Genomic DNA, 21,902 nt, shown 5'->3' with positions numbered 1-21,902 from the left:
GTTGTACCGCACCCGGATACCCGGCAATTCGTTGGTCAAGGTCCGGAAAGTCCGCCCGTTTTGGGGGTCAGTGTGGTACGGCAGGACCGGAGGACGCGCAACGTGGCGCAGTCCACAGCGGGCCGTGGCCGATCAAGCTGCCGCGGTGGCGGGCCGACGGGGACAATGCCTGTTGTCCGGTAAGCGGTTCGTGCCGCGCGGCGCGCACGCTCGTTGAGGATGACGGGCGGTTGGTGCGCCGCTCCGGTCAATGGGGCCTCCCCGGCCGAAGGGTGAGGGGCGGTCGAAGAAGCACTAACCGATGGGCGAGGGGTTACGCATGACCGACACCGGCCAGGTCCCGGGCGAGGGGCTGCCGGAGGGCGCAGGCAATGGTGTACCTTCCGGGCCCGTGCAGGGCATGGGGGCACAGCAGCCGGGCGTTCCCGCTCCGGGTGCGTATACCTTCGTGGACGCCGCCGACCCCTCCGACTCCTCCGACCCCTTCGAGAACCCCACCGACGACGATCTGCTGCTGATGCCGGGCGCCCAGGGGGCGTGGAGCGAGGCGCAGTCGGTGGCGGGCCAGGGTCAGGCTCCCGGGCACAGACCGCGTCCGGACCGGGCCGCTGAGGCCGTCCAGATGGCCCACTCGGCCGCCCAGTCCGCCCACTCGGCCCAGTCCGCCCACCCCACCCACCCCGTCCATCCCGTCCAGGCCGCTCATCAGCCGGGCCCGCACGAGACCTCGGGCCGCGACAGCGGCTCCGTCGACCTGACCGGCGTCCGCATGCCCGGCGCCGCGCCCGCCGCGTCCCACCCGGGCCCCGCCCGCCGCCCGCTGCACCATGGCCCCTCGGGGCCCGCGGTGCCCGACAGCTCGGGCAGCCCCGTGCGTTCGCTCGCCGACCGGGGCCCCGCCGGGGCGACGCCTGCGCGTCAGGCCGGGCCGCCGACGGCCGGGCCCGAGTACCTCGACATCCCGCACGACGAGGCGCCGCTGCCCGGACCGCAGCTCGGTGAGATTCCGCCGCAGGCGGGGGAGCCGTGGACGACCCCGGAGGCGCAGCCTCAGCCGCAGGCTCAGCAGGAGACCTCTCCCGCAGCAGCAGAAACGGTCGTCCCGGACGGCGCAGTAGCCACAGACGCCTCTGGCGTCACGCCTGCGTCGCAGCCGGGGGAGACCGAGGCTGCGGCGGAGGAGCCGCAGGGCGCGGAGGCGGCTCAGGTTGCGGGGGCCGTCGAGACAGCGGGGGCTCCCCAGGACGCGGAGGCTGCGGAGGCTGTTGATGCGGCGGAGCCGCGCCAGGCCGACGAGGTCGCCGACGGGGGTGGGGCTGCTCCCGCCACTGAGGCTACTCACGCCGCCGAAGCGGCCCACGCTGCCGGGGCGGTTGGGACTGCTCACGCCGCCGGAGCCGCTGGGGCTGCCGACGCGGCCCACGCCGGCCAGGGCGATCACGCGGCGGAGGTTCTTGAGGCGACTGAGCTTCTCCATGCTGCGGAGGTCGCTGAGACGGCGGAGTCTCTGCACGCTGGGGAGGCCCTCCAGGGCGCGGAAGCCGTCGACGCGGCGGAGCCCCTGCATGCCGCCGAGCCGCTCCAGGCCGCCGAGGTCGCCGACTCCGCCGAGGCCACTCATGCCGCTGGGGCCAGCCAGGGGGACCAGAGGGTCCGCGTCGCCGGGGCTGTTGGTGCCGACCAGGTGGCTCACGCTGCCGGGGCTGCTGACATCGACCAGGTGGTCCATGCCGCTGGGGCTATTGGCGCCGACCAGGTGGTTCACGCCGCTGGGGCTGTTGGCGCTGCTGGGGCCAGCCACGGGGACCAGGTGGTACACGCCGCCGGGGCTGTCGGCGCCGACCAGGCTGCGCACGCCGCTGAGGTTGCTCTTGCCGCCGAAGCCGCTCGCGCCGACCAGGATGCTCATGCCGCGGAAGTCCTTGAGGCGGCCGAGCCCTTCCATGCTGCCGAGGCCCCTGAGACGGCGGAGCCGCTGCACGCTGCGGAGTCCCTCCAGGTGGCGGAGGCCGCTGAGACGGCGGAGTCCCCGCAGGATGCTGAGGCCCTTCACACCGCTGAGGCCGCTCACGCCGGTGCCGAGCCCTTTCCCGCAGCGCACGTCGCCGAGGCTGCTCAGGCCGCCGGGCCTCTCCCTGCGACCCACGCCGCTCACGCCGATGCCGAGCCCCTTCCCGCAGCGCACGTCGCCCACGTCGCCGAGGCTGCTCAGGCCGCCGGACTTTTCCCTGCGGTCCACGCTGCTCAAGCCGGTGCCGGGCCTCTCTCCGCAGCCGAGGCCGCTCAGGCCGCCGGGCCCTCGTCGGCGGCTCACGCTGCTCACGCGGGTGCCGAGCCCCTCCCCACCGCTCAGGCTGCCCACGTCGCCGAGCCCCTCCCCACCGCTCACGCTGCCGAGCCCCTCCGCGCCACCCCAGCGCCGACAAGCGACGCCCCCTCCGAGCTGCCGATAGAGGCGCCGGAGCAGGCGCTCCACATCGTCCCGGACGCACCGCTCGCCGAAGCGGCACACACGGCCGCGCCGCACACGCAACCTGCCTCGGCCCCCGGCACCCCGGAGGCCACCCCGTTCCCGCACGCCGCAGGCGCCGCCGCCGTCCCCAACGCACAGCCCGGCGTCGAGGCCGACGCCAGACCGTTCCCGATGGCGGAGCAGCCCGCGTTCGCCGAGGCCATGCCCGCCGCCGTCGGGCAGTCCCCGTTCGTCGTCGCCTCCGCCCAGCCGTGGGGAAACGCGCACGCCCCGCACGCCGAGGGAGCGAGGCAGCTCGGTTTCGCCCCCGGCACCGCCCAGGGCGCGTACGCCGCAGCCATCGCCGCCCAGTCGGGCCACGCGCCGGACGGCGGTTTTCCGGCCGAGGCCCGGCACGCCGCGCCGGGTCCGCACCACCCCGAGCACCAGCACCCGCAGGACGCCGACGCGCCCGAGTACGCGCCGCTCCCCGGCGGGCTCGGCGGGGCCCAAATGGACACGCCCATCGGCCAGTTCGTACCGGTCGAGGGCTCGGTGCCGACCACGCCCCACCTCGCGCCGACGCCCCTGCGTCCCATGACCGTCCCGCAGGGCGACCAGGCCGCCGAGCCCGAGCCCACCCCGGAGGCGGAGCAGCAGGCCCCCGCCGCACCCGCCGAGCCCACGCAGCTCGGCGGCGCCCCCCTCCCCGTACCGCCGGTCGAACCGACAGAGGCGGAGACGGAGACGGAGACGGAGGCGACGGCAATCGAGACCGCTCCCGTCGAGGGCCGGGCTGTCACCGACGCGGCCCCCGACGCCACGCCGCAGCCCGCCGCCACCGTCCCCGCCCCGCGCGACGGCGCCGAGCCCGTCGCCCACGGCACGGCGCTGCCTCAGCAGCAGGCGCAGTCGCAGGCGCAGGCGCAGGCGGGCGCGGATTCCCCTGTACCCCCGGTGGTGGTCCCGGCCGAGTTCCCGGCCGCCCCCGGAATGGCCGACCTGGCCGAAGAGTTGGACGAGGCAGACGAAGTCATCTCGTTCGAACCGATCGAAGCGAACGAAGTGACCGAAGTGGCCGAAGTGACCGAAGTGGCCGAAGTGGTGGAAGCACCCGAGATGGCCGAAGCGCCTCAAGCACCCGACACGGCACAGGGCCCCGAAGCCCTCGCCCCCCAAAACGCCCCCGGCCTCCTCATCATCGAGGAGGACGCCGATCCCGCCGAGCCCGCGGAGCCCGCCGAGCCCGTGACATCCCCCGGCACCGCCGCCCCCGGCTACGACGACGCCGAGCGCGAGGCCGTCCTGCGCGTCATGCGCGAGCGCCGCGACATCCGCAACGGCTTCCGCTCGGACGCCATCCCGCACGAGGTGCTGCTCCGCGTTCTGGAGGCGGCCCACACGGCACCCTCCGTGGGCCACTCCCAGCCCTGGGACTTCGTCGTCATCAAGTCCGCGGAGACCCGGCGCACCATGCACGAACTGGCCGTGCGCCAGCGCGACGCGTACGCCAAGTCCCTCCCCAAGGGCCGCGCGAAGCAGTTCAAGGAACTGAAGATCGAGGCCATCCTCGACACCCCGGTGAACATCGTCGTCACCGCCGACCCCACCCGCGGCGGCCGCCACACCCTCGGGCGGCACACCCAGCCGCAGATGGCCCCGTACTCCTCGGCGCTCGCCGTCGAGAACCTCTGGCTCGCTGCCCGCGCCGAAGGCCTCGGCGTCGGCTGGGTCAGCTTCTTCGACGAGCGCGAGATGGTCCGCGCCCTCGGCCTGCCCGAGCACCTCGAAGTGGTCGCGTACCTCTGCGTCGGCTACGTCGACGAGTTCCCGGACGAGCCCGAGCTGATGCAGGCCGGCTGGTCCAAGCGCCGCCCGCTCTCCTGGGTCGTCCACGAGGAGACGTACGGCCGACGCGCGCTGCCCGGGGAGGACCCGCACGACCTGCTCGCCGAGACCGTGACCAACATCCGCCCGCTGGACGCCAAGGCGCTCGGCGAGGCGTGGGAACGCCAGAAGCGCATGACCAAGCCGCCGGGCGCCCTCGGCATGCTGGAGATCATCTCCGCCCAGCTGTCGGGTCTGTCCCGGATGTGCCCGCCGCCGATCCCGGAGCCCGCGGCCGTCGCGATCTTCGCGGGCGACCACGGCGTGCACGCCCAGGGCGTCACCGCCTGGCCCCAGGAGGTGACCGCGCAGATGGTCGCCAACTTCCTCGGCGGCGGCGCGGTCTGCAACGCCTTCGCCAACCAGGTGGGCGCCGAGGTCTGCGTCATCGACGTGGGCGTGGCGAGCGAACTCCCGGCCACACCGGGGCTGCTGCCCCGCAAGGTCCGCGCGGGCACGGCCGACATGACGACCGGCCCCGCCCTGACCCGCGAAGAGGTCAAGGCGGCCATCGAGGTGGGCATCGAGACGGCCCGAGACCTGGTGGCGGCGGGCAACAAGGCGCTGCTCACCGGCGAGATGGGAATCGCGAACACCACCGCGTCCGCGGCCCTGATCTCCGTCTACACGGACACGGACCCCGGCGAGGTCACCGGCCGCGGCACGGGCATCAACGACGAGATGCACGCCCGCAAGGTCGAGGTGGTCCGCCGCGCCCTGGACCTCCACCAGCCGGACCCGGCGGACCCGGTCGGCGTCCTCGCGGCGGTCGGCGGCCTGGAGCACGCGGCGATGGTGGGCCTCCTCCTCGGCGGCGCGTCCCTGCGTACGCCGGTGATCCTGGACGGCGTGAGCGCCGGCGCGGCCGCTCTGGTCGCCCGCGCCATCGCCCCCGAGGTCCTCGCGGCCTGCATCGCCGGCCACCGCAGCGCGGAGCCCGGCCACGTCGCGGCCCTGAACAAGCTGGGCCTGCGCCCCCTGGTCGACCTGGACCTCCGCCTCGGCGAAGGCACCGGTGCGCTGCTGGCGCTGCCGATCGTCCAGAGCGCGGCCCGCGCGATGCACGAGGTGGCCACGTTCGACTCGGCGGGCGTCACCGAGAAGTAACCGAGCCGGGGCGAAGTCCCAGCATTCGGGAAGGGGCGGGGCTCGGGGGAGAACCCCGACCCCGCCCCAGCCATACTGAACCAGCAAGTCGGTACGTCAAGGCGAACCGGCAAGTCGGTACGTCGAGACGAACCGGCAAGTCGGTACGCCGAGACGAATCAGCAAGTCGGTACGTCGAGACTGAACCGCACGTCAACGCAGCCGCTCCACCGCCGCAGCGGCCCGCACCCCTGAAACTCCCCCAACACTTCCGCCAAGACTCCGCCCGCACGAGGAGCCGCACAGCCATGGCCGAACACCCCGCCTACCCCGTAGGCCTCCGCCTCAACGGCCGCCGCGTCGTCGTCCTCGGCGGCGGCCAGGTGGCCCAGCGCCGCCTCCCCGCGCTGATCAAGGCAGGCGCCGACGTACTCCTCGTATCCCCCTCGGCGACGCCCTCCGTGGAGGCGATGGCGGACGCGGGCGAGATCAGCTGGGCCAGGCGCCGCTACGCGGACGGCGACCTCCAGAACGCCTGGTACGCCCTGATCGCCACCAGCGACGACGAGGCCAACACCCGGGCCTCCGCGGAGGCGGAGGCGAACCGCGTCTGGTGCGTACGCTCCGACGACGCCGAGGCGGCCACCGCCTGGACCCCGGCCACCGGTCGCTCCGAGGGCGTCACCGTCGCCGTGCTCAGCAGCGACGTACACGACCGGGACCCGCGCCGCACCGCCGCCATCCGCGACGCGGTCGTCGAGGGCCTGCGCGACGGCAGTCTCGTCGCCCCGCACCTGCGCACGCGCACCCCCGGCGTCGCCCTGGTCGGCGGCGGCCCCGGCGACCCGGACCTGATCACCGTCCGCGGGCGCCGGCTGCTCGCCGCCGCGGACGTCGTCATCGCCGACCGTCTCGGCCCCCGCGACCTCCTGGACGAACTTCCGCCGCACGTCGAGGTGATCGACGCGGCGAAGATCCCCTACGGCCGCTACATGGCCCAGGAAGCGATCAACAACGCCCTGATCGAGCACGCCAAGCAGGGCAAGGCCGTCGTCCGCCTCAAGGGCGGCGACCCCTACGTCTTCGGCCGCGGCATGGAGGAGGCCCAGGCGCTCGCCGAGGCGGGCATCGCCTGCACGGTCGTCCCCGGCATCTCCAGTTCGATCTCGGTCCCGTCGGCCGCGGGCATCCCGGTCACCCACCGGGGCGTCGCCCACGAGTTCACCGTCGTCAGCGGCCATGTGGCCCCCGACGACGAGCGCTCCCTCGTCGACTGGCCGTCCCTGGCCAAGCTCCGCGGCACGCTCGTGGTCCTGATGGGCGTCGACAAGATCGGCAAGATCGCCGAGGCGCTGATCGCCCACGGCCGTACGCCGGACACCCCGCTCGCCCTGATCCAGGAGGGCACGACGGCCGCCCAGCGCCGCGTCGACGCGACGCTCGGCACGGTCGCCGAGGCGGTCCGCGCCCACGAGGTGAGGCCCCCGGCGGTCATCGTCATCGGCGACGTCGTGAAGGTGGGCCCGGAGCCTCTCGCCCGGCCCGGCGAGCTCACAGACCATTCAAGTAACCAGCGGTAACGGAACACGCCCCCGACCGTTGGCACCACACCCAGGACAAGGCAGTATCACCCTGTGGCCGATCTCATCACCGTCGACGACCCCGACGACCCCCGCCTGCGCGACTACACGGGCCTGACCGACGTCGAGCTGCGCCGCCGACGCGAACCCGCCGAGGGCCTGTTCATCGCGGAGGGCGAGAAGGTCATCCGACGGGCCAAGGACGCCGGTTACGAGATGCGGTCGATGCTGCTCTCGGCCAAGTGGGTCGACGTCATGCGCGACGTCATCGACGAACTCCCGGCTCCCGTGTACGCGGTGACCCCGGAGCTCGCCGAGCGCGTCACCGGCTACCACGTGCACCGCGGCGCCCTCGCCTCGATGCAGCGCAAGCCGCTCCCCACGGCCGACGAACTCCTCGCGACGACTCGCCGCGTGGTCGTCATGGAAGCGGTAAATGACCATACAAATATCGGGGCGATTTTCAGATCCGCGGCGGCGCTCGGCATGGACGCGGTCCTGCTCTCCCCGGACTGCGCCGATCCGCTCTACCGCCGCTCGGTGAAGGTCTCGATGGGCGCGGTCTTCTCGGTCCCGTACGCCCGCCTGGAGTCCTGGCCCAAGGGCCTGGAGGGCGTGCGCGAGGCCGGTTTCAACCTCCTCGCCCTCACCCCCGACGAGAAGGCGAAGTCCCTGGACGAGACGGCCCCGCACCGTATGGACCGCGTCGCGCTGATGCTCGGCGCGGAGGGCGAGGGCCTCTCCACCCAGGCACTGGTCGCGGCCGACGAGTGGGTCCGCATCCCGATGGCCCACGGCGTGGACTCACTGAACGTGGGCGCGGCGGCAGCGGTCGCCTTCTACGCGGTGGCGACGGGCCGCCCGCAGTCCTGAGGAGCGGGCGCAGCCCTAGAGGGGGGCGCCCTCAGCTCCCGGCCACGGCCCCCGGCCCGGCGGACCGGCTCTGAGAGTGCTGGAATTGCTGCACTTCCTGCAATTGCTGGGAGTGCTGCGGCGGTACGTCCATGTCGCCGAGGCTCCGCGCGGGGCCCTGGCAGCCCTGCGCCGCGGCGATCCCCAGCGCCACGAGCAGCGTGACGACCACGAACACGAAGAGCCGCTGCCGCAGCAGCCGGGGATTGGCGGGCCCCCGCCGCCCCGTCCCCGTGGTGCGCGGCGCCTGCCGCCCGGTGCCGCTGCGCGGCGCGGGTCTGCGGCCGGAACGCGTCGTGTTCCGGGGCGCGGAGGGCCGTGCCCCGGAGCGTGGGGCGCTGGGCCTGGGCGGGGCAGGCCGGGACTGTCCGGGCCGCGGCGGGGGAGTGGCGCCGGGAGCGGGCCGCCGCTGGGTGCGCTGGTCCGCGTAGCTCTCGGCGAGCCGCCCCGTCGGCCGGTCGTGGTCCTGACGCGGCGCGGGCGGCCGCACCTCGCCGAGGCCCTGGGCCTCGCGGGCGGCGATCTCCTTGAGCCGGAGCGACAGTTGGAGCGTGCTGGGCCGCTCCTCCGGGTCCTTGGCGAGGCAGGCCCGGATCAGCGGGGCGAGGGCGTCCGGGACGCCGTGCAGCTGCGCCTCCTCGTGGACCACCCGGTAGAGCATGACCTCGGAACTGCCCTGCCCGAAGGGTGAATCCGCCATCCCCGCGTACGCGAGCGTGGCGCCGAGCGCGAAGACGTCGGTGGCCGGGGTGACGGCGGCGCCGCGCACCTGTTCGGGAGCGAGGAAGCCGGGGGAGCCCACGGCCGTCCCCACATGCGTCAGCGTCGAGGCGCCGGTCGCCCAGGCGATGCCGAAGTCGATGATGCGCGGCCCCTTCGGGGACAGCAGGATGTTCGACGGCTTCAGATCCCGGTGGACGACACCGGCCTCGTGCACGGCCACGAGCCCCTCGGCGAGCGCCGAGCCGACCACGGCCACGTCGGCCGCGGAGAGCGGCCCTTCGGCGGCGACCTTGTCGTGCAGCGAGGGCCCGGGAACGTACTGTGTCGCGAACCACGGCCGGTCCGCGTCGAGGTCGGCGGCGACGAGCCGCGCCGTGCAGCCGCCGCGGATGCGCCGGGCGGCCGAGACCTCCCGCGCGAACCGCGACCGGAACTCCTGATCCTCCGCCAGATCGGGCCGGATCACTTTCAGGGCGACGCGCTGCCCTCTCCGGTCCGACCCCAGATAGACGACCCCCATGCCGCCGGCGCCCAGGCGCCTGTGCAGCCTGAACGAGCCGACGACACGCGGGTCCTCGCGCCGGAGCCGCATCATCGCCATGTCCATCCCCGCTACCCGGTCCGTTTGACGAGCCACAGCTTACGTTTCCACGGGCGGGCACGTGCAGAGGCCGCGCCCTCGCGAGGCGACCGATTGTCAGTGCCGGGTGGGAAAATCGAAGGGTGGTCAGGGGACGTGGGGCCAGGGGCGGTTGACGCCACCCCGTTCTCCAACCATCCATCACTGAAGGGGGATTGATCCCGTGAAGGGTGATCGCGTGGAGATAGTCGTGGACGCGGGGGACACGACGAGGACGTACGAGGTGGTGGCGGGCCGGGCGGGCCGCCGGGTGGAGACGGCGGTGCGCAGGGGAGTGGTGGAAGTGAGCGAAGTCACCCGTACCGGCACAGCGGTGCGTACGGCCCGGTTCATGGCCACCCGCGTCCTGGCCCTGGTCGAACAACCGGTCCCCAGGGAGGACGCCTCCGAGGCCGCGGCCCGCCCCCTCCGGGAAGACCCTGAGTCCTAGGTCCCCGTCTCCACCCATGGGAGTACATGGGCGCGGGGCGGTCATCCTCCGGGAGGCCAGCCAATCGGTACGAGGGCATGACGCCCGGGGCCTTCCGCGCACCTAGATTTGAGGTCAAGCGGCGGGTGGCAGCACTCGTCCCCCGAGGTCAGACACCCGCCGCTGCCAGAACCACATCGAGATCGGTCAGGAGAGGAACCATGGCGGACACGGCACCGCGGACCATGGTCCGCACGCAAGGGCGCAGGTTCTCCGCGTTCGGCGCCCGCCCGTCCGGCACGCGCCATCCCTTGGTGGCGACGGCCATGGTCCTCCCCCTGGCAGCCCTGCTCGTGGTCGTCTTCGGCGGCTGGGAAGCAGTGGTCACACAAGCGTCGTCCGTGGGCGTGATGCTGGGGCGCTGAGCGGCGCCCCAGGCCCGGAAGAGCGGTCCGGGCGGGGACATCCGGCCAGGAAACCCCGTGGGGACGGGGGTGCGGCGGACGGCAAAATGCCCGCGCAGCTGGGGAGCTGCGCGGGCATTGCCATGCGGTCAGGCCCCCACGCCCGCAGGCCGGGCCCCACCAGCGGACCCCACCGCCCCCACGCTCGCGGCATCTTCCGAGGAGTCTGGGGCAAGCCCCGCCCAAGCCCAGCGGTTCCGTACGCTTCGTCCGTGCCGCCCATGGCCCGCAGGTGGGGATGGGGCCCGGGGGTTCCGAGGGGGTTCGGGGCGAGGTCCGGCCCTGCCCGAGCCGAGCGCGACGGTTGTGGATGCTTCTCCGTGCCGCCCATCGCCTGCGGATGGGGATGGGGCCCGGGGGCCCCGAGGGGGGTTCGGGGCGAAGTCCCGCGCACCCCACCCCGCCCAAGCCCAGTGCAGCGGTTCCGTACGCTTCGTCCGTGCCGCCCATCACCACACCCCCGGGGAGCCCGTGACCGCCCTCCTGCCCGCGCTCACCGCCAAGGCCCGCAGCGCGGCCCACCCGCCCGGAGGGCCCTGTGCCTGCGGCGAGGCCACCGGCGCCGTTCTAGCGGACCGGGCGGACGCCACCGTCATCCGCCACGGCGACATCGTCGCGAAGGCCCACGCCCAGGAGACGGACCCCGCAGAGCTGGCGGCACGCCTCACCGTGGCCGCCCGCCTCCCCCGCATCCTTCTCGCACCCCTGGACGCCACCCCGACCCCACTTCACGACCGCCTCGTCACCTTCTGGCCCCACGGCACGCCCGTGGACCGTGACGACCCGGACGCGGCCCCCTGGGAGGCCGCCGCCACCCTCCTGGCCCGCCTGCATGCCACCGACCGGGAGGCGATCCCGCAGCCGCTTCCGGCCATGCGTGGCCCGGCCAAGGCGGCCCGCGCCATCGAACGCCTCCGCGCGGCGGGCCCGCACCCCGCCGCGCCCCCGGTCCTGCGGGCCTGGCGGGACCTCCCGCCCTGGGCCCGCGCCGAGGCCCCCGCGCCGGGCCCGCCGCGCCTGTGCCACGGTGACCTCCACCTCGGCCAGCTCGTCCGCGCCCCGGACGGCACCTGGCTGCTGATCGACGTGGACGACCTCGGCGCGGGCGACCCCGCCTGGGACCTGGCCCGCCCCGCGGCCTGGTACGCGTGCGGCCTGCTCGCCCCCGAGGAGTGGTCCCGCTTCCTCGACGCCTACCGCGCGGCCGCGGGCCCGGCCGTCCCGCCCGACGGGGCCGACCCCTGGCCGGCCCTCGACGTCCCGGCCCGCGCCCTGACCGTGCAGACCGCCGCCCTGGCGATCACCAAGGCCGTCGCCGCCGACCGCCCCCTGGACGAGGTCGAGCAGGCGCTGATCGACGCCTGCGACCGGATGGGCCGGGTGTGAGCCGGGTCTGAGCCAGGTGTGCTCCGGTGCGCGCCCCGCCACCCGAGTCGGCCCCGCCACCACCCGAGTTGACCTGGGACGCGACGAAGTAGGGTGCAACGCACCGAAGCCGGGCAGAGATCCGGCGAAGCTTTCACCACCGGCGAGGAGTTGAGCCGTCCATGCAGTGCCCCAAGTGCCACGCACCGATGCACACGTACAACCGCAATGGCGTCCAGATCGAGCAGTGCAGTGGCTGCCGCGGGATATTCCTGGACTACGGCGAGCTGGAGTCCCTGACCCGCATGGAGGCCCAGTGGGGCGGCCCGCAGGCCCCGCCGCCGCCCGCACCCCCGGCCCCCCAGGCCTACCCCGCCGCGCCGGCTCCCGCCTGGGGCGCCCCGCACGGCGGTCACGGCGGTCACGGCAGCCACGGCGGTCACTACGGCCACGACAAGCGTCACAAGAGCTTCGGGCACATGCTCTTCTCCTCCTGAGAGACCCCGAACGAACGACGAAGCCCCCGACCGTGGGAACGGCCGGGGGCTTCGTGTGTGCGGTGCGCGATACTGGGATTGAACCAGTGACCTCTTCCGTGTCAGGGAAGCGCTCTCCCGCTGAGCTAATCGCGCGGGTCAACGTGCGTGACGTGTGCTGCTGCGTACTGCGTGCGCGATACTGGGATTGAACCAGTGACCTCTTCCGTGTCAGGGAAGCGCTCTCCCGCTGAGCTAATCGCGCGGGGTTCGACCCTCGTGGAGCAACCGCAAGGACGGCCGGTCTCCGTGAAGATCAGTGGACGATACTGGGATTGAACCAGTGACCTCTTCCGTGTCAGGGAAGCGCTCTCCCGCTGAGCTAATCGTCCTTGGAGGTGGAGACGGGATTTGAACCCGTGTAGACGGCTTTGCAGGCCGTTGCCTCGCCTCTCGGCCACTCCACCAGGAGTGCGGGGGTTCGGGAAGATCCCCCACTATCCTGCGAGCGGACGACCAGGTTCGAACTGGCGACCTCAACCTTGGCAAGGTTGCGCTCTACCAACTGAGCTACGTCCGCTTGTCTTTCCCGGGGTGCTTGCGCGTCCCGGCGACGTGTTGAACTCTAGCGGATTCCTGGGCCAGTACAAAAACGCGTTTGCGCAGCGTGCTGCCCTGTCGCCGGTCCGGGGCGCGGCCGGGACACCGGTCATAGACTCGCAGCCGTGCACAACCCCCCTCTGACGTCCTCACCGGCGCTCCCTCCCATGGCGCGCTTCGGCGGTCTTGTGGCCACCGGTCTACGCGACGTGACCAGCGACCCCGCGGCTCTGGACTCCACCGGCTTCTGGGCGGTGTCCGCGGACTTCGAGGGGGGCCTGGTCTGCGCCCGCTTCGACGACGTACACCGCGAGGCCGTGCCCGCTCCCGTACCCGGAAGGTGGCGGGGTCCGGCCGCCGGTGACTGGGTGTCGTCCCTGGATCGCGCCGCGTACACGGGGGGCGTGCGGCGGATACGCGCGTACATCGCGGCCGGTGAGGTGTACCAGGCCAACCTCTGCCGCGTCCTGTCCGCGCCCGTCCCCGCCGACGCCGACGTGGACGCCCTGACGGCCCTCCTCGCGCGCGGGAACCCCGCCCCGTACGCCGGAACGATTCGCCTGCCCGGGCACGGGGTGGAGGTGGCCACCGCTTCCCCGGAGCTGTTCCTGCGTCGCGGGGGCCGTGTCGTGGAGTCGGGGCCCATCAAGGGCACCGGGCGGACGGAGGCGGACCTCCTGGAGAAGGACTACGCCGAGAACGTCATGATCGTGGACCTCGTCCGCAACGACCTCGGACGCGTCTGTGCGACCGGCTCGGTGACCGTCCCCGACCTCTGCGTGGTCGAGAAGCACCCCGGCCTCGTCCACCTCGTCTCCACCGTCCACGGAGAGCTGCGTCCCGGCGCCGGCTGGCCGGAGCTGTTCGCGGCGACGTTCCCGCCCGGTTCCGTCACCGGAGCCCCCAAGTCCAGCGCCCTGCGGATCATCGGCGAGCTGGAGACGGTGCCCCGGGGCCCGTACTGCGGCGGCATCGGCTGGGTGGACGCCGACCGGGGCACCGGCGAGCTCGCCGTCGGCATCCGCACCTTCTGGATCGACCGCGCCGAGGGGATGCTGCGCTTCGGCACGGGGGCGGGCATCACCTGGGGCTCCGACCCCGAGGGGGAGTGGCGGGAGACCGAGCTGAAGGCCGCCCGACTGCTGGCGGTAGCGTCAGGGGCGTACGAAGCGAGCGGAGGAACCTCAACGTGAAGATATGGCTCAATGGCGGCCTGCGGGATGTCGACTCCGCACGCGTCTCCGTGTTCGACCACGGGCTGACGGTGGGCGACGGCGTCTTCGAGACGGTGAAGTCGACCGAGGGCAGGACCTTCGCCCTCACCCGGCACCTGGCCCGGCTCGCCCGCTCGGCGCGCGGTCTGGGGCTGCCCGAGCCCGACCTCGACGAGGTGCGCCGCGCCTGCGCCGCCGTCCTGGAGGCCAACCCGCTCCCGCTGGGACGCCTGCGGATCACTTACACCGGGGGCCTGTCGCCGCTCGGCTCGGACCGCGGCGACCAGGGCACCACGCTCGTCGTGGCCCTCGGCGAGGCCGTGCGGCGCCCCGACTCCACCGCCGTGATCACGGTGCCGTGGACCCGCAACGAGCGTGGCGCGCTGACCGGCCTGAAGACCACCTCGTACGCGGAGAACGTCGTCGCCCTCGCCCGCGCCCAGGAACAGGGCGCCTCGGAGGCCCTCTTCGCGAACACGGTCGGGCAGCTCTGCGAAGGCACCGGCTCCAACGTCTTCGTCGTGCTCGACGGCGAGATCCTCACCCCGCCGGTCGCCTCCGGATGTCTCGCCGGCATCACGCGCGAGCTGGCCGTCGAGTGGACCGGCGCCAGCGAGACCGATCTGCCGATGGACGTCCTGGACCGCGCCGACGAGGTCTTCCTGACGTCGACGCTGCGCGACGTCCAGGGCGTGCACCGCGTCGACGGGCGCCAACTGCCCGGAGCGCCGGGCCCGGTGACCACCAAGGCGATGCGGACCTTCGACGAGCGGGCCGGGGACGACCTGGATCCGTGAGCTCCAGGGCGGGTAGAACCCCTGTGATGACCACGACCCTGCGGCCGACCGGGCCGCTTCAGCGGAGCGCCGACGGCGCCAAGGCGCGCACGTACGACGTCTGTGTGAACAGCCGCCCCGTGGGTTCCATAGCGCTCGCCACCGACGAGGTCTTCGGCCCGGAGGTGTGCCGCGTCCACGACCTGCGGATCGCCGAGCCGGACCGCGGGCGCGGCCGCGGCACCGTGGCCGCGCTGGCCGCGGAGGAGGTCGCACGCGGCTGGCGCTGCCGGCGCATCGAGGCGGCCGTCCCCGCCGAGGCGGCCGGGGCGCTGCGCCTCGCGACGGCGCTCGGCTATGTGGAGCGCGGCCGCCGGCTGGCGAAGCCGGTGGCGGACGAGCCCGCCGCGCTTCCCGCGGGTGTCGCGGGGCGGCCGATGACCGGGGACGAGTACGAGGTGTGGCTGGCGCGGGCGAAGCGGGAGTACGCGCGCGACTGGATCGACCGCGGTGTGCCCGAGGCGCAGGCGTACGCCAAGTCGGAGGCAGACCACACCAAGGGCCTGCCCCAGGGCCTCGCCACCCCCGACGTCCTGCTGAGTGTGCTCACCCACGACGACGCGAAGGTCGGCGTCCTGTGGCTCGCGCTCGGCGACGACGACGCGTTCGTCTTCGACGTCGAGGTCGACCGGCTCCACCGGGGGCGCGGTCACGGCCGCTCCCTGATGCTCCTGGCCGAGGCGCAGACCCGCGCGGCGGGGCGCGGCCGCATCGGCCTCAACGTCTTCGCGGGCAACGCCCCGGCCCTGTGCCTGTACGACTCCCTCGGCTACGAGCCGGTCTCGTACTCCCTCTACAAGCCGCTGCTCTAGGAGCCCTCGCCCGCGAGAAGCCGGTCGGCGATCTCCTCGACGCGCTCCCGCAGGCCTTCCTGGCTCTTGCCGCCGTCCAGGCGCTCGCCGTCGATGACGTACGTCGGTGTGCCGGTGACGCCGATGGCCTTGCCCTCCGCCTGGTCGGCGTCGACGATCAGGATGTGCCGGCCGTCGATCAGGGCGGTGTCGAACTCCTCGGCGTCCAGGCCGAGTCCACGGGCGGCCTCCACCAGGAAGGGCTCGCCCTTACGGTCCAGCTCCTCGACCTCGGCGAGCACCGCCTCGACGTACGGCCAGCCCTTCCCCTGCTCGAAGGCCTCCTCGGCGGCCTGGGCGGCGGCGAAGGAGTGCTTGTGCTTTTCGAGGGGGAAGTGGCGCAGGCGCAGCTCGACGCGGTCGCCGTAGCGGGCGCGCAGGGCGCGCACGTCTTCCAGGGCGGTACGGCAGTCGGGGCACTGCAGCTCACACCAGACGTCGAGGACGACGGGGCGGGCAGGGCGGTCGGCAGGGGAGTCGCTCATGGGCCCAGTCTCCCAGGCCACGGGCCGGCCCCCCAACCGGACGCGAGGGCACCGACCGGCACCTGGGGAGGAGCCGGGACCCCGAGATGACCCGGATATGTCCCTGAGGTCCGCCCAGGACGTGGCTTCGCGGCACCCACCCGGTGCAGGATGGAAGGGACGACAGTGCCATTACGCTACGTACGGCTGTACGCCTGTATGCATGGAGGACCGGATGATTGCCGAGACCGTCTGTTCCGCCGTATCCGCGGCCGGGCTCGGCATCGCCGCGGTCACGGCCTACCGCAAGCGCTTCCTCGCGGGGGCCCGTCTCGCCGCGTACTCCCTGGTGCCGGTGGGCCTCGTGCTGACGGGCGTCGTCGGATGGGCCGCCGACACCGCGTTCAGCCTCAAGGCGTGGGTCGGCTTCGGCGTGCTCGGCGCGGCCTGGCTGATGTTCCTGGGCACGCGCGCGGTGGAGCGCCGCACGGGCGGCACCCGCAAGGAGCGCAGGGCCGCGAAGGCCGCACAGCGCGAGGCGGTGGCCCCCGCGGCGTCGGCGCCCTCGCTCGGCCAGGGCGCACACCCGGCCGCCGCGAAGCCCGCCGCCAAGCCGAAGGCGGCCGCGCCGACGGAGGACTTCAGCGACATCGAGGCGATATTGAAGAAGCACGGCATCTGAAAGGGGCTTCCCGCCGCCGGTTCCGGGGCGGAGACCGCGCGGGGTTCCGGGGTCAGGGGCCCAGCCGCACCTCGCCGAGCACGTTCACCCCCGTCCACCCACGTCACCGAGGCGTTCGCGCACCGCACCGTCCGCCCCGCCGCGATCACCTGGGCTACCGGCTGAAGGTGCGGGCGGCTCCCGGTGGACGGCGGCCAGTGCGCTCGCGCCGAGCGCGGTCGTCAACAGCCGTCTGCGTTCCATGAACCTGGCGGCTCCCTCGTTAGAGTGCGGACGGGGCCGCCGAGTGTCGCGAGGGTGTACGGCGGTGGGCCATGGACGGAACGTACCGGGCGCTGGACTTTTGCCTGTTCACGGGATCCGGCGAACTCCCGTCTCGTTCTCGCGTGTTGGTCGGCGGTGGCCGCTCGCCTGCGTCATCATCACCGCGAGATGCTGGACACCACCCCACAGGGCGACGCGGCGCCGTCGGACGACGGACGGCAAGCGGCACCGGCCCAAGAGCGACGACCTGCCGACGAAGAGCGGCACGCCACCGACGAAGAACCGCGAGGCTGCCTCTTCGCCCTCTCCCAGCCACCACTGATGATCTTCCTGACAGTGATCGGCATGCTGATCCTGCTGGCGTCGCTGCACGATCTGCTGCTGCTCTAGCCGGGCTCGCCCGGAGCTAGGCCGTGTCCGCGGCTTCCTTGCGGCGGGCGCGGTACGCGGCGACATGCAGACGGTTGCCGCAGGTGCGGCTGTCGCAGTAGCGGCGCGAGCGATTGCGGGACAGGTCGACGAAGGCACGCCGGCAGTCCGGTGCCTCGCAGCGCCGCAGCCGCTCCTGCTCCCCGGCGACCACGAAGAAGGCCAGCGCCATGCCGCAGTCGGCCGCCAGGTGGTCCGCGATGGACGCGCCCGGCGCGAAGTAGTGGATGTGCCAGTCGTAGCCGTCGTGGTCGGTGAGCCGGGGCGTGGTGCCCGCCGCCGCGATCAGCTCGTTGATGATCGTCGACGCGGCCTTGGGCTCGGGGTGGGCGAAGACCTCCGCGAAGCGGCCACGGATCCGGCGCACGTCGGCGAGGTCACGCTCCGAAAGCACGCCGACGTCGCTCACTTCGTGGGTTCGTACGAATTCACCGAGCGACGCCACGTCCGCGAGCCCGTCGGCCCCGTCATCCTCCGGTGCGGTGTTCACCAGATCGACCACGGCGTCGAGGGAACACCGGGTGTCGTGGGTGATCAGCACGATGCGCTCCCTGGGATGGGGGTCGGGCCGGTGCCCGCCGATGCTGGCCGATGCTAGCGGCTTCCCCACGGGACGCACCGGCGCCGTCGCCGCGGGGTTCCGCGGTGACGGCGCCGGTACCTGCTTTCTCTTCGCCTTGTGTCGTCGTGTCCTGCGTGTGTCCCGTGTGTCATGCCGTGACTGCCTGCGCCGTCGCCCCGAGTCGGACGGCGTGAGGGGATCTCGACACTCCCGCGCCGCTAACTTTCGGCCAGGATGTGTGACAGCTCCGTGTCGAGATCGAAGTGGCGGTGTTCCGTGCCGGGGGGCACGGCCGCGTCGGTTCGCTTCAGGAAGGACTCCAGGGCCCGCGCCGGGGCCTCGAGCAGAGCCTCGCCCTCCGGCGAGCTCAGGGCGATGCAGACGACGCCCTGACCGTGGCTCCGGGACGGCCAGACTCGGACGTCGCCGGTTCCGGTGGGCCGGTGCAGGCCCTCGGCGAGGAGGTCGCGGGCGAACACCCACTCGACCGTTTCCTCGGCTCCGGTATGGAAGGTGGCGTGCACGGCGTAGGGATCGGCCGTGTCATACCGCAGTCCCGCGGGAACAGGCAGTGAGGACTCGCTCGACACAACGAGGCGCAGGTGCAGCTCGCAGCTGACCGTGGTGTTCATAAGCGCCAGGGCCTTTCGCTCAGTGTGCGCTCGGGGATTCGCACGTCGGCGAAATCGACATGCCACCTACGGTGCCGTTGTAAACCCCTCTGGGAGTTTTGCGTGTCTTTAGGTAGCTCGTATGGCGGGTTGTCTCTCCTGTTCGTACGCCCATTCCGGTGACGGGTTTCCGTCCGGTAGGGTTTGGCCGCATGAATACGGGGAGTAACGAGCCCACGGGGGTCGCGGAACCGGCCGTCGGGGCGCAGGCCGAGCCGCCGCTCGGATCGAGGGCACCGCAGTACGTCCAGGCTCGCAGGATGCTGCACCTGAGCTGGCAGGTGGGCGTCTTCATCGTGGGCCTTGCGGTCGTCGTCGCGGGCATCATCATGCTGCCGCTGCCCGGTCCCGGGTGGCTGGTGATCTTCGGCGGCATGGCGATCTGGGCGACCGAGTTCGTCTGGGCCCAGCTGGTGCTGCGCTGGACGAAGCGCAAGGTCACCGAGGCGGCGCAGCGTGCGCTCGACCCCAAGGTGCGGCGCCGGAACATCATCCTGACGACCGTCGGCCTCGTCATCGTCGCGGTGCTGGTCGCCATCTATGTCTGGAAGTTCGGCATCGCGATGCCGTGGAAGGTCAAGGAGTGACCGGAGGCGGCTCCGGGGCGGTCGGAAGCACCCGCTGACATGCGGTAACGTTCTCTGTGCGCCCGGGCGATTAGCTCAGTGGGAGAGCGCTTCGTTCACACCGAAGAGGTCACTGGTTCGAACCCAGTATCGCCCACCCCGGATTGCGGCCCGGAGGCTTTTGAGCCTCCGGGCCGTTGTCGTATTCCCTTGCCTTTCAAGGAAATTGACGGGTCTTCATGACCTGCGGCGGGCCCCCTCATTTCCGTGCGTTCAGTGCATTCGGTGGAGGGCATTCCGGAACCGGCGTGCGTCGCGCAGGCGTTGCTCGTACGTGGCGCCCACGGCGAGGAGCAACAGACCCGCGAGCGCGGGCGGCAGCCAGCGGGGCAGGGAACCCGCCACCTGCACGATGTAGGGGGCCAGCTCGTGCAGCGCGTCCAGGGCGAGGACCGTGCCGCCGAGGACCAGCGGGGCACGCAGGCGGTGCCGGGCGCCCGCCAGGGTCAGTACGAGCGCCGCGACACCGAGCAGCAGCGGACGCTGCCAGTGCGGGTCGCTCCAGGCGGCGGCGAGGCTCGGCAGCAGTGTCGCGGCGAGGCCGGGGCCGTACGCCGTCCAGGACGAGGTCTCGGAGTCACGGCGGCGGCGCAGCAGGCCGAGGAGCAGCGCGGGGACGGTGACCGGCAGGGTGTATGCCTCCGGTGCCGACACCTCCCAGGACCCGAGGCGCACCCAGCTCGCCAGGATGAACAGCGCCCCGGCCGCGTACCCCACGAGGCGGCGGTCCGGACGGAGCGCGGTGACCGCCGCGATGAGCCCGCCGAGCGCCAGGGCGAGCGCGAGCGTAGGGGCGTGGCCGGAGGCGAGGACGATGGCGAGGGCCCCGGAGGCGCCCGCCGTGATCTCGATGGGCAGGGTCAGCGGGTGCTGCCCCAGACGGGCGGCGGCGAGCGCGGCGAGGGCAGGAACGGCGACGACGAGCAGCCCGATGTGCTCCGGGCGCAGCCCCCATGCGGCGCCGACGGCACAGGCGAGCGCGGTGGCATGGGCGAGGCCCCCGCAGGCCACGAGGGCGCCCGCCCGACCCGGCAGGCCGGCCATCTGGACGCAGGCGGCCACGAACAGAACGGTGAGCGCCCCGAGAGTGGCGAGAGTCGCTGTCTCGGCCGTCAGGGAGAGGAACGCGACGCTCACCGAGGACACCAGGGCCAAGGCCGAGGCCACCAGGGCCGGGACGGCCGACGCGACACGGGCAGCCACGGCCAGCAGAGCCACGATCACCAGGACCTGGGCCGACAGCCCGACGACGTACGGAAGCCGAAGCGCGGCGGGCAGAGCGACGGCGGCACACCAGGCGAGGACTGCCGCGCCGTACCGGGCGGCGTTCCGGCCTGCCGGGCTGAGAGAGGCGCCCGTCGTGGCGAGCCACCCGCTCGCCGTCCACAGCACCGCCGCGACCGTCGCGAGCGTCAGTGGGGAGAGGAGCGGGTGTGTCAGGGGGAGGTCGGTGAGCAGGGCGGTCCGGATGTTGGACGGGGTGCCCGTCCAGGGGTGGGTGGTCCAGCGCAGGGGGCCCAGGAGGGTTACGGCCGTGACCGGCAGCGCCCACAGCACCGCCAGGGCCTGGACCACGACCGACGCCCCGGCGATCCCGCGCCGCACGGGGCGGGGGAGTGCGGTGCGGGCGGCTGCCAGCAGGGCGATGCCGCACGCCAGGTGGGCGGGGACGGTCCAGGCCGCGGGGAGGGTGGTCCGGAGTACGCCGCCGGACGCGGCCACCGCGAGCAGGCCCCCCGCGCACGCCGCGCCGGTGGCGATCTCCGGCCCCTTCGCCCGCCACGCCACCACCAGGGCGATCACCGCGGCGAAGAGCAGCAGTACGCCCGCGCGTGCCGCCGCCGTCGGGTCCGTCGCCCGCGCGGAGAGCCAGCCGGCGCTCGCCGCGCCCCAGAGGCCGAGCGTGCAGCCGCCGACGGCCGCGACCACGCGCACCGACCTGGCGGCCGCCCACAGCGCGAGCGCGGTGTCGAACGCCGCCGTCACGAGCAGCGCCGCCGTCATCGTGTGATCGCCCGCCTGCGCGGCCCCCGCCCAGAGGATCAGGGGGAGTTGGGCCGTGGCCACCGCCGTCGGCAGCGGCAGGCGCAGCTCGCCGAGCAGGAGGCCGTACCCCGCCCACAGCGTGGCGAGGACCGCCGAGGCGCCCGCCGCATAGCCGAGGGTGTCCGCGTCGGGGAGGGCGAGATGGCGCAGCGCGTACGCGTCGAGGACCGTCAGTGCGAGCCCCAGGCCCGCCACCGCCTCCGCCGTCGAGCGCAGAGAACGCCGCAGCAGAAGAGCGGGGGCGCCCAGCGCCGCCAGCGTCACCGCCCCCAGCACCGCGCTGCGTCCACCGATGCCCAAGTGCCCCCAGCTCACCACCGTGAAGGCGATCGCCGCGATGGTCAGCAGCACGCCGCCCAGCGTCAGCAGGACGTTCTGGGCGCTCGGCGGAGCGGCCTCGGGGGCGGGCGGCCCGGCCGGGCGAGGGGGTGGCCCGGCCGGGCCCGCCGCGCGCAGGACACCGAGCAGCCAGGTGCGGCGCTGCAGCAACTGCGTCCTGCGCGCTTCCAGTTGGCGCAGCTCCCAGTCGAGGTGGCGCAGCTCCTCGGCCGGTGGCGGAATGTTCGTCATGGCTGAGGAGTGTGGTCCGCGCCACGTCGCACGGCATCGGCGCGGATACTCAGGACGTACTCAGATCCGGTGCACACCGGACCCACCGGGCAG

Annotated in this window: 19 protein-coding genes and 6 tRNA genes; 14 read left to right on the top strand and 11 right to left on the bottom strand. The window is 73.3% G+C overall.

Annotated elements, in window-relative coordinates; all coding sequences use genetic code 11:
• Positions 1-313 precede the first annotated feature (313 nt).
• Positions 314-2,389, bottom strand: a complete 2,076-nt coding sequence (locus ACWDVB_RS27670; RefSeq protein ID WP_451517316.1) for a hypothetical protein — start codon at positions 2,387-2,389, stop codon at positions 314-316.
• A gap of 255 nt (positions 2,390-2,644) precedes the next feature.
• On the opposite strand from ACWDVB_RS27670, the gene cobT reads away from it, so the two are divergent.
• The 3 genes from cobT (at position 2,645) to ACWDVB_RS27655 (ending at position 7,878) form a co-directional block, all read left to right on the top strand.
• Complete coding sequence (cobT, locus tag ACWDVB_RS27665) at positions 2,645-5,446, top strand: nicotinate-nucleotide--dimethylbenzimidazole phosphoribosyltransferase (RefSeq protein ID WP_451517317.1); 2,802 nt, start codon at positions 2,645-2,647, stop codon at positions 5,444-5,446.
• A gap of 287 nt (positions 5,447-5,733) precedes the next feature.
• Positions 5,734-7,005 (top strand): uroporphyrinogen-III C-methyltransferase, encoded by a 1,272-nt coding sequence (gene cobA / locus ACWDVB_RS27660; protein ID WP_451517318.1) that lies wholly within the window; start codon positions 5,734-5,736, stop codon positions 7,003-7,005.
• A 54-nt stretch (positions 7,006-7,059) separates the two neighbouring features.
• Positions 7,060-7,878, top strand: coding sequence for a TrmH family RNA methyltransferase (locus ACWDVB_RS27655; RefSeq protein WP_451517319.1), 819 nt, complete (start codon positions 7,060-7,062; stop codon positions 7,876-7,878).
• 31 nt (positions 7,879-7,909) lie between these two features.
• Here ACWDVB_RS27655 and ACWDVB_RS27650 read toward each other — a convergent pair whose 3' ends face one another.
• Positions 7,910-9,247, bottom strand: coding sequence for a serine/threonine-protein kinase (locus tag ACWDVB_RS27650; RefSeq protein WP_451517354.1), 1,338 nt, complete (start codon positions 9,245-9,247; stop codon positions 7,910-7,912).
• 196 nt (positions 9,248-9,443) lie between these two features.
• On the opposite strand from ACWDVB_RS27650, the gene ACWDVB_RS27645 reads away from it, so the two are divergent.
• The 4 genes from ACWDVB_RS27645 to ACWDVB_RS27630 all read left to right on the top strand — a co-directional run bounded on the left by ACWDVB_RS27645 (position 9,444) and on the right by ACWDVB_RS27630 (position 12,015).
• The gene (locus tag ACWDVB_RS27645; protein WP_451517320.1) at positions 9,444-9,710 is read left to right on the top strand and encodes a hypothetical protein; all 267 of its coding nucleotides are present in this window, start codon (positions 9,444-9,446) and stop codon (positions 9,708-9,710) included.
• Between the two features lie 200 nt (positions 9,711-9,910).
• Positions 9,911-10,114 (top strand): hypothetical protein, encoded by a 204-nt coding sequence (locus ACWDVB_RS27640; protein ID WP_451517321.1) that lies wholly within the window; start codon positions 9,911-9,913, stop codon positions 10,112-10,114.
• Positions 10,115-10,624: 510 nt separating this feature from the next.
• The gene (locus ACWDVB_RS27635; RefSeq protein ID WP_451517322.1) at positions 10,625-11,539 is read left to right on the top strand and encodes an aminoglycoside phosphotransferase family protein; all 915 of its coding nucleotides are present in this window, start codon (positions 10,625-10,627) and stop codon (positions 11,537-11,539) included.
• 161 nt (positions 11,540-11,700) lie between these two features.
• The gene (locus ACWDVB_RS27630; protein WP_451517323.1) at positions 11,701-12,015 is read left to right on the top strand and encodes a TFIIB-type zinc ribbon-containing protein; all 315 of its coding nucleotides are present in this window, start codon (positions 11,701-11,703) and stop codon (positions 12,013-12,015) included.
• Between the two features lie 63 nt (positions 12,016-12,078).
• Here the strand turns inward: ACWDVB_RS27630 and ACWDVB_RS27625 are convergent.
• The 5 genes from ACWDVB_RS27625 to ACWDVB_RS27605 form a co-directional block, all read right to left on the bottom strand.
• Positions 12,079-12,150 (bottom strand) — tRNA-Val (locus ACWDVB_RS27625).
• Positions 12,151-12,187: 37 nt separating this feature from the next.
• A tRNA-Val gene (locus ACWDVB_RS27620) sits at positions 12,188-12,259 on the bottom strand.
• 55 nt (positions 12,260-12,314) lie between these two features.
• Positions 12,315-12,386 (bottom strand) — tRNA-Val (locus ACWDVB_RS27615).
• 1 nt (position 12,387) lies between these two features.
• Positions 12,388-12,461, bottom strand: a tRNA-Cys gene (locus tag ACWDVB_RS27610).
• A 40-nt stretch (positions 12,462-12,501) separates the two neighbouring features.
• Positions 12,502-12,574 (bottom strand) — tRNA-Gly (locus ACWDVB_RS27605).
• A 187-nt stretch (positions 12,575-12,761) separates the two neighbouring features.
• Between ACWDVB_RS27605 and ACWDVB_RS27600 the strand changes: the two genes are divergently transcribed.
• Genes ACWDVB_RS27600 through ACWDVB_RS27590 form a run of 3 tightly spaced genes read left to right on the top strand, consistent with a single transcriptional unit; the run spans position 12,762 to position 15,456 of the window.
• Positions 12,762-13,787 carry a chorismate-binding protein gene (locus ACWDVB_RS27600; protein ID WP_451517355.1) on the top strand — a complete coding sequence of 342 codons (1,026 nt, stop codon included), beginning with the start codon at positions 12,762-12,764 and terminating at the stop codon, positions 13,785-13,787.
• Positions 13,784-14,605, top strand: a complete 822-nt coding sequence (locus ACWDVB_RS27595) for an aminotransferase class IV (RefSeq protein ID WP_451517324.1) — start codon at positions 13,784-13,786, stop codon at positions 14,603-14,605. Before ACWDVB_RS27600 ends, ACWDVB_RS27595 begins: the two co-directional genes overlap by 4 nt.
• Before the next feature lie 26 nt (positions 14,606-14,631).
• Positions 14,632-15,456 (top strand): GNAT family N-acetyltransferase, encoded by an 825-nt coding sequence (locus ACWDVB_RS27590; protein WP_451517325.1) that lies wholly within the window; start codon positions 14,632-14,634, stop codon positions 15,454-15,456.
• Here the strand turns inward: ACWDVB_RS27590 and ACWDVB_RS27585 are convergent.
• On the bottom strand, positions 15,453-15,980 hold the full coding sequence (locus ACWDVB_RS27585; RefSeq protein ID WP_451517326.1) for a DsbA family protein: 528 nt from the start codon (positions 15,978-15,980) through the stop codon (positions 15,453-15,455). The genes ACWDVB_RS27590 and ACWDVB_RS27585 overlap by 4 nt on opposite strands.
• Before the next feature lie 214 nt (positions 15,981-16,194).
• Here ACWDVB_RS27585 and ACWDVB_RS27580 point away from each other — a divergent pair, with 214 nt between their 5' ends.
• Entirely contained in the window at positions 16,195-16,641 is a 447-nt protein-coding gene (locus ACWDVB_RS27580; protein ID WP_451517327.1) for a hypothetical protein, read from the top strand.
• 432 nt (positions 16,642-17,073) lie between these two features.
• Positions 17,074-17,295, top strand: coding sequence for a hypothetical protein (locus ACWDVB_RS27575; RefSeq protein ID WP_451517328.1), 222 nt, complete (start codon positions 17,074-17,076; stop codon positions 17,293-17,295).
• A 16-nt stretch (positions 17,296-17,311) separates the two neighbouring features.
• On the opposite strand, the gene ACWDVB_RS27570 is transcribed toward ACWDVB_RS27575, so the two are convergent.
• The gene (locus tag ACWDVB_RS27570) at positions 17,312-17,875 is read right to left on the bottom strand and encodes a CGNR zinc finger domain-containing protein (protein ID WP_451517329.1); all 564 of its coding nucleotides are present in this window, start codon (positions 17,873-17,875) and stop codon (positions 17,312-17,314) included.
• A 239-nt stretch (positions 17,876-18,114) separates the two neighbouring features.
• Complete coding sequence (locus tag ACWDVB_RS27565) at positions 18,115-18,528, bottom strand: SsgA family sporulation/cell division regulator (protein ID WP_003959770.1); 414 nt, start codon at positions 18,526-18,528, stop codon at positions 18,115-18,117.
• A gap of 191 nt (positions 18,529-18,719) precedes the next feature.
• Here ACWDVB_RS27565 and ACWDVB_RS27560 point away from each other — a divergent pair, with 191 nt between their 5' ends.
• A complete protein-coding gene (locus tag ACWDVB_RS27560; protein WP_451517330.1) occupies positions 18,720-19,154 on the top strand; it encodes a TIGR02611 family protein in 435 nt (144 codons plus the stop codon).
• Positions 19,155-19,218: 64 nt separating this feature from the next.
• A tRNA-Val gene (locus ACWDVB_RS27555) sits at positions 19,219-19,290 on the top strand.
• 116 nt (positions 19,291-19,406) lie between these two features.
• On the opposite strand, the gene ACWDVB_RS27550 is transcribed toward ACWDVB_RS27555, so the two are convergent.
• Positions 19,407-21,809, bottom strand: coding sequence for an SCO7613 C-terminal domain-containing membrane protein (locus ACWDVB_RS27550; protein WP_451517331.1), 2,403 nt, complete (start codon positions 21,807-21,809; stop codon positions 19,407-19,409).
• Positions 21,810-21,902 lie beyond the last annotated feature (93 nt).

The sequence above is a fragment of the Streptomyces sp. NPDC003379 genome (assembly GCF_053589195.1).
This window is presented reverse-complemented; position numbering and strand designations above follow the sequence as displayed.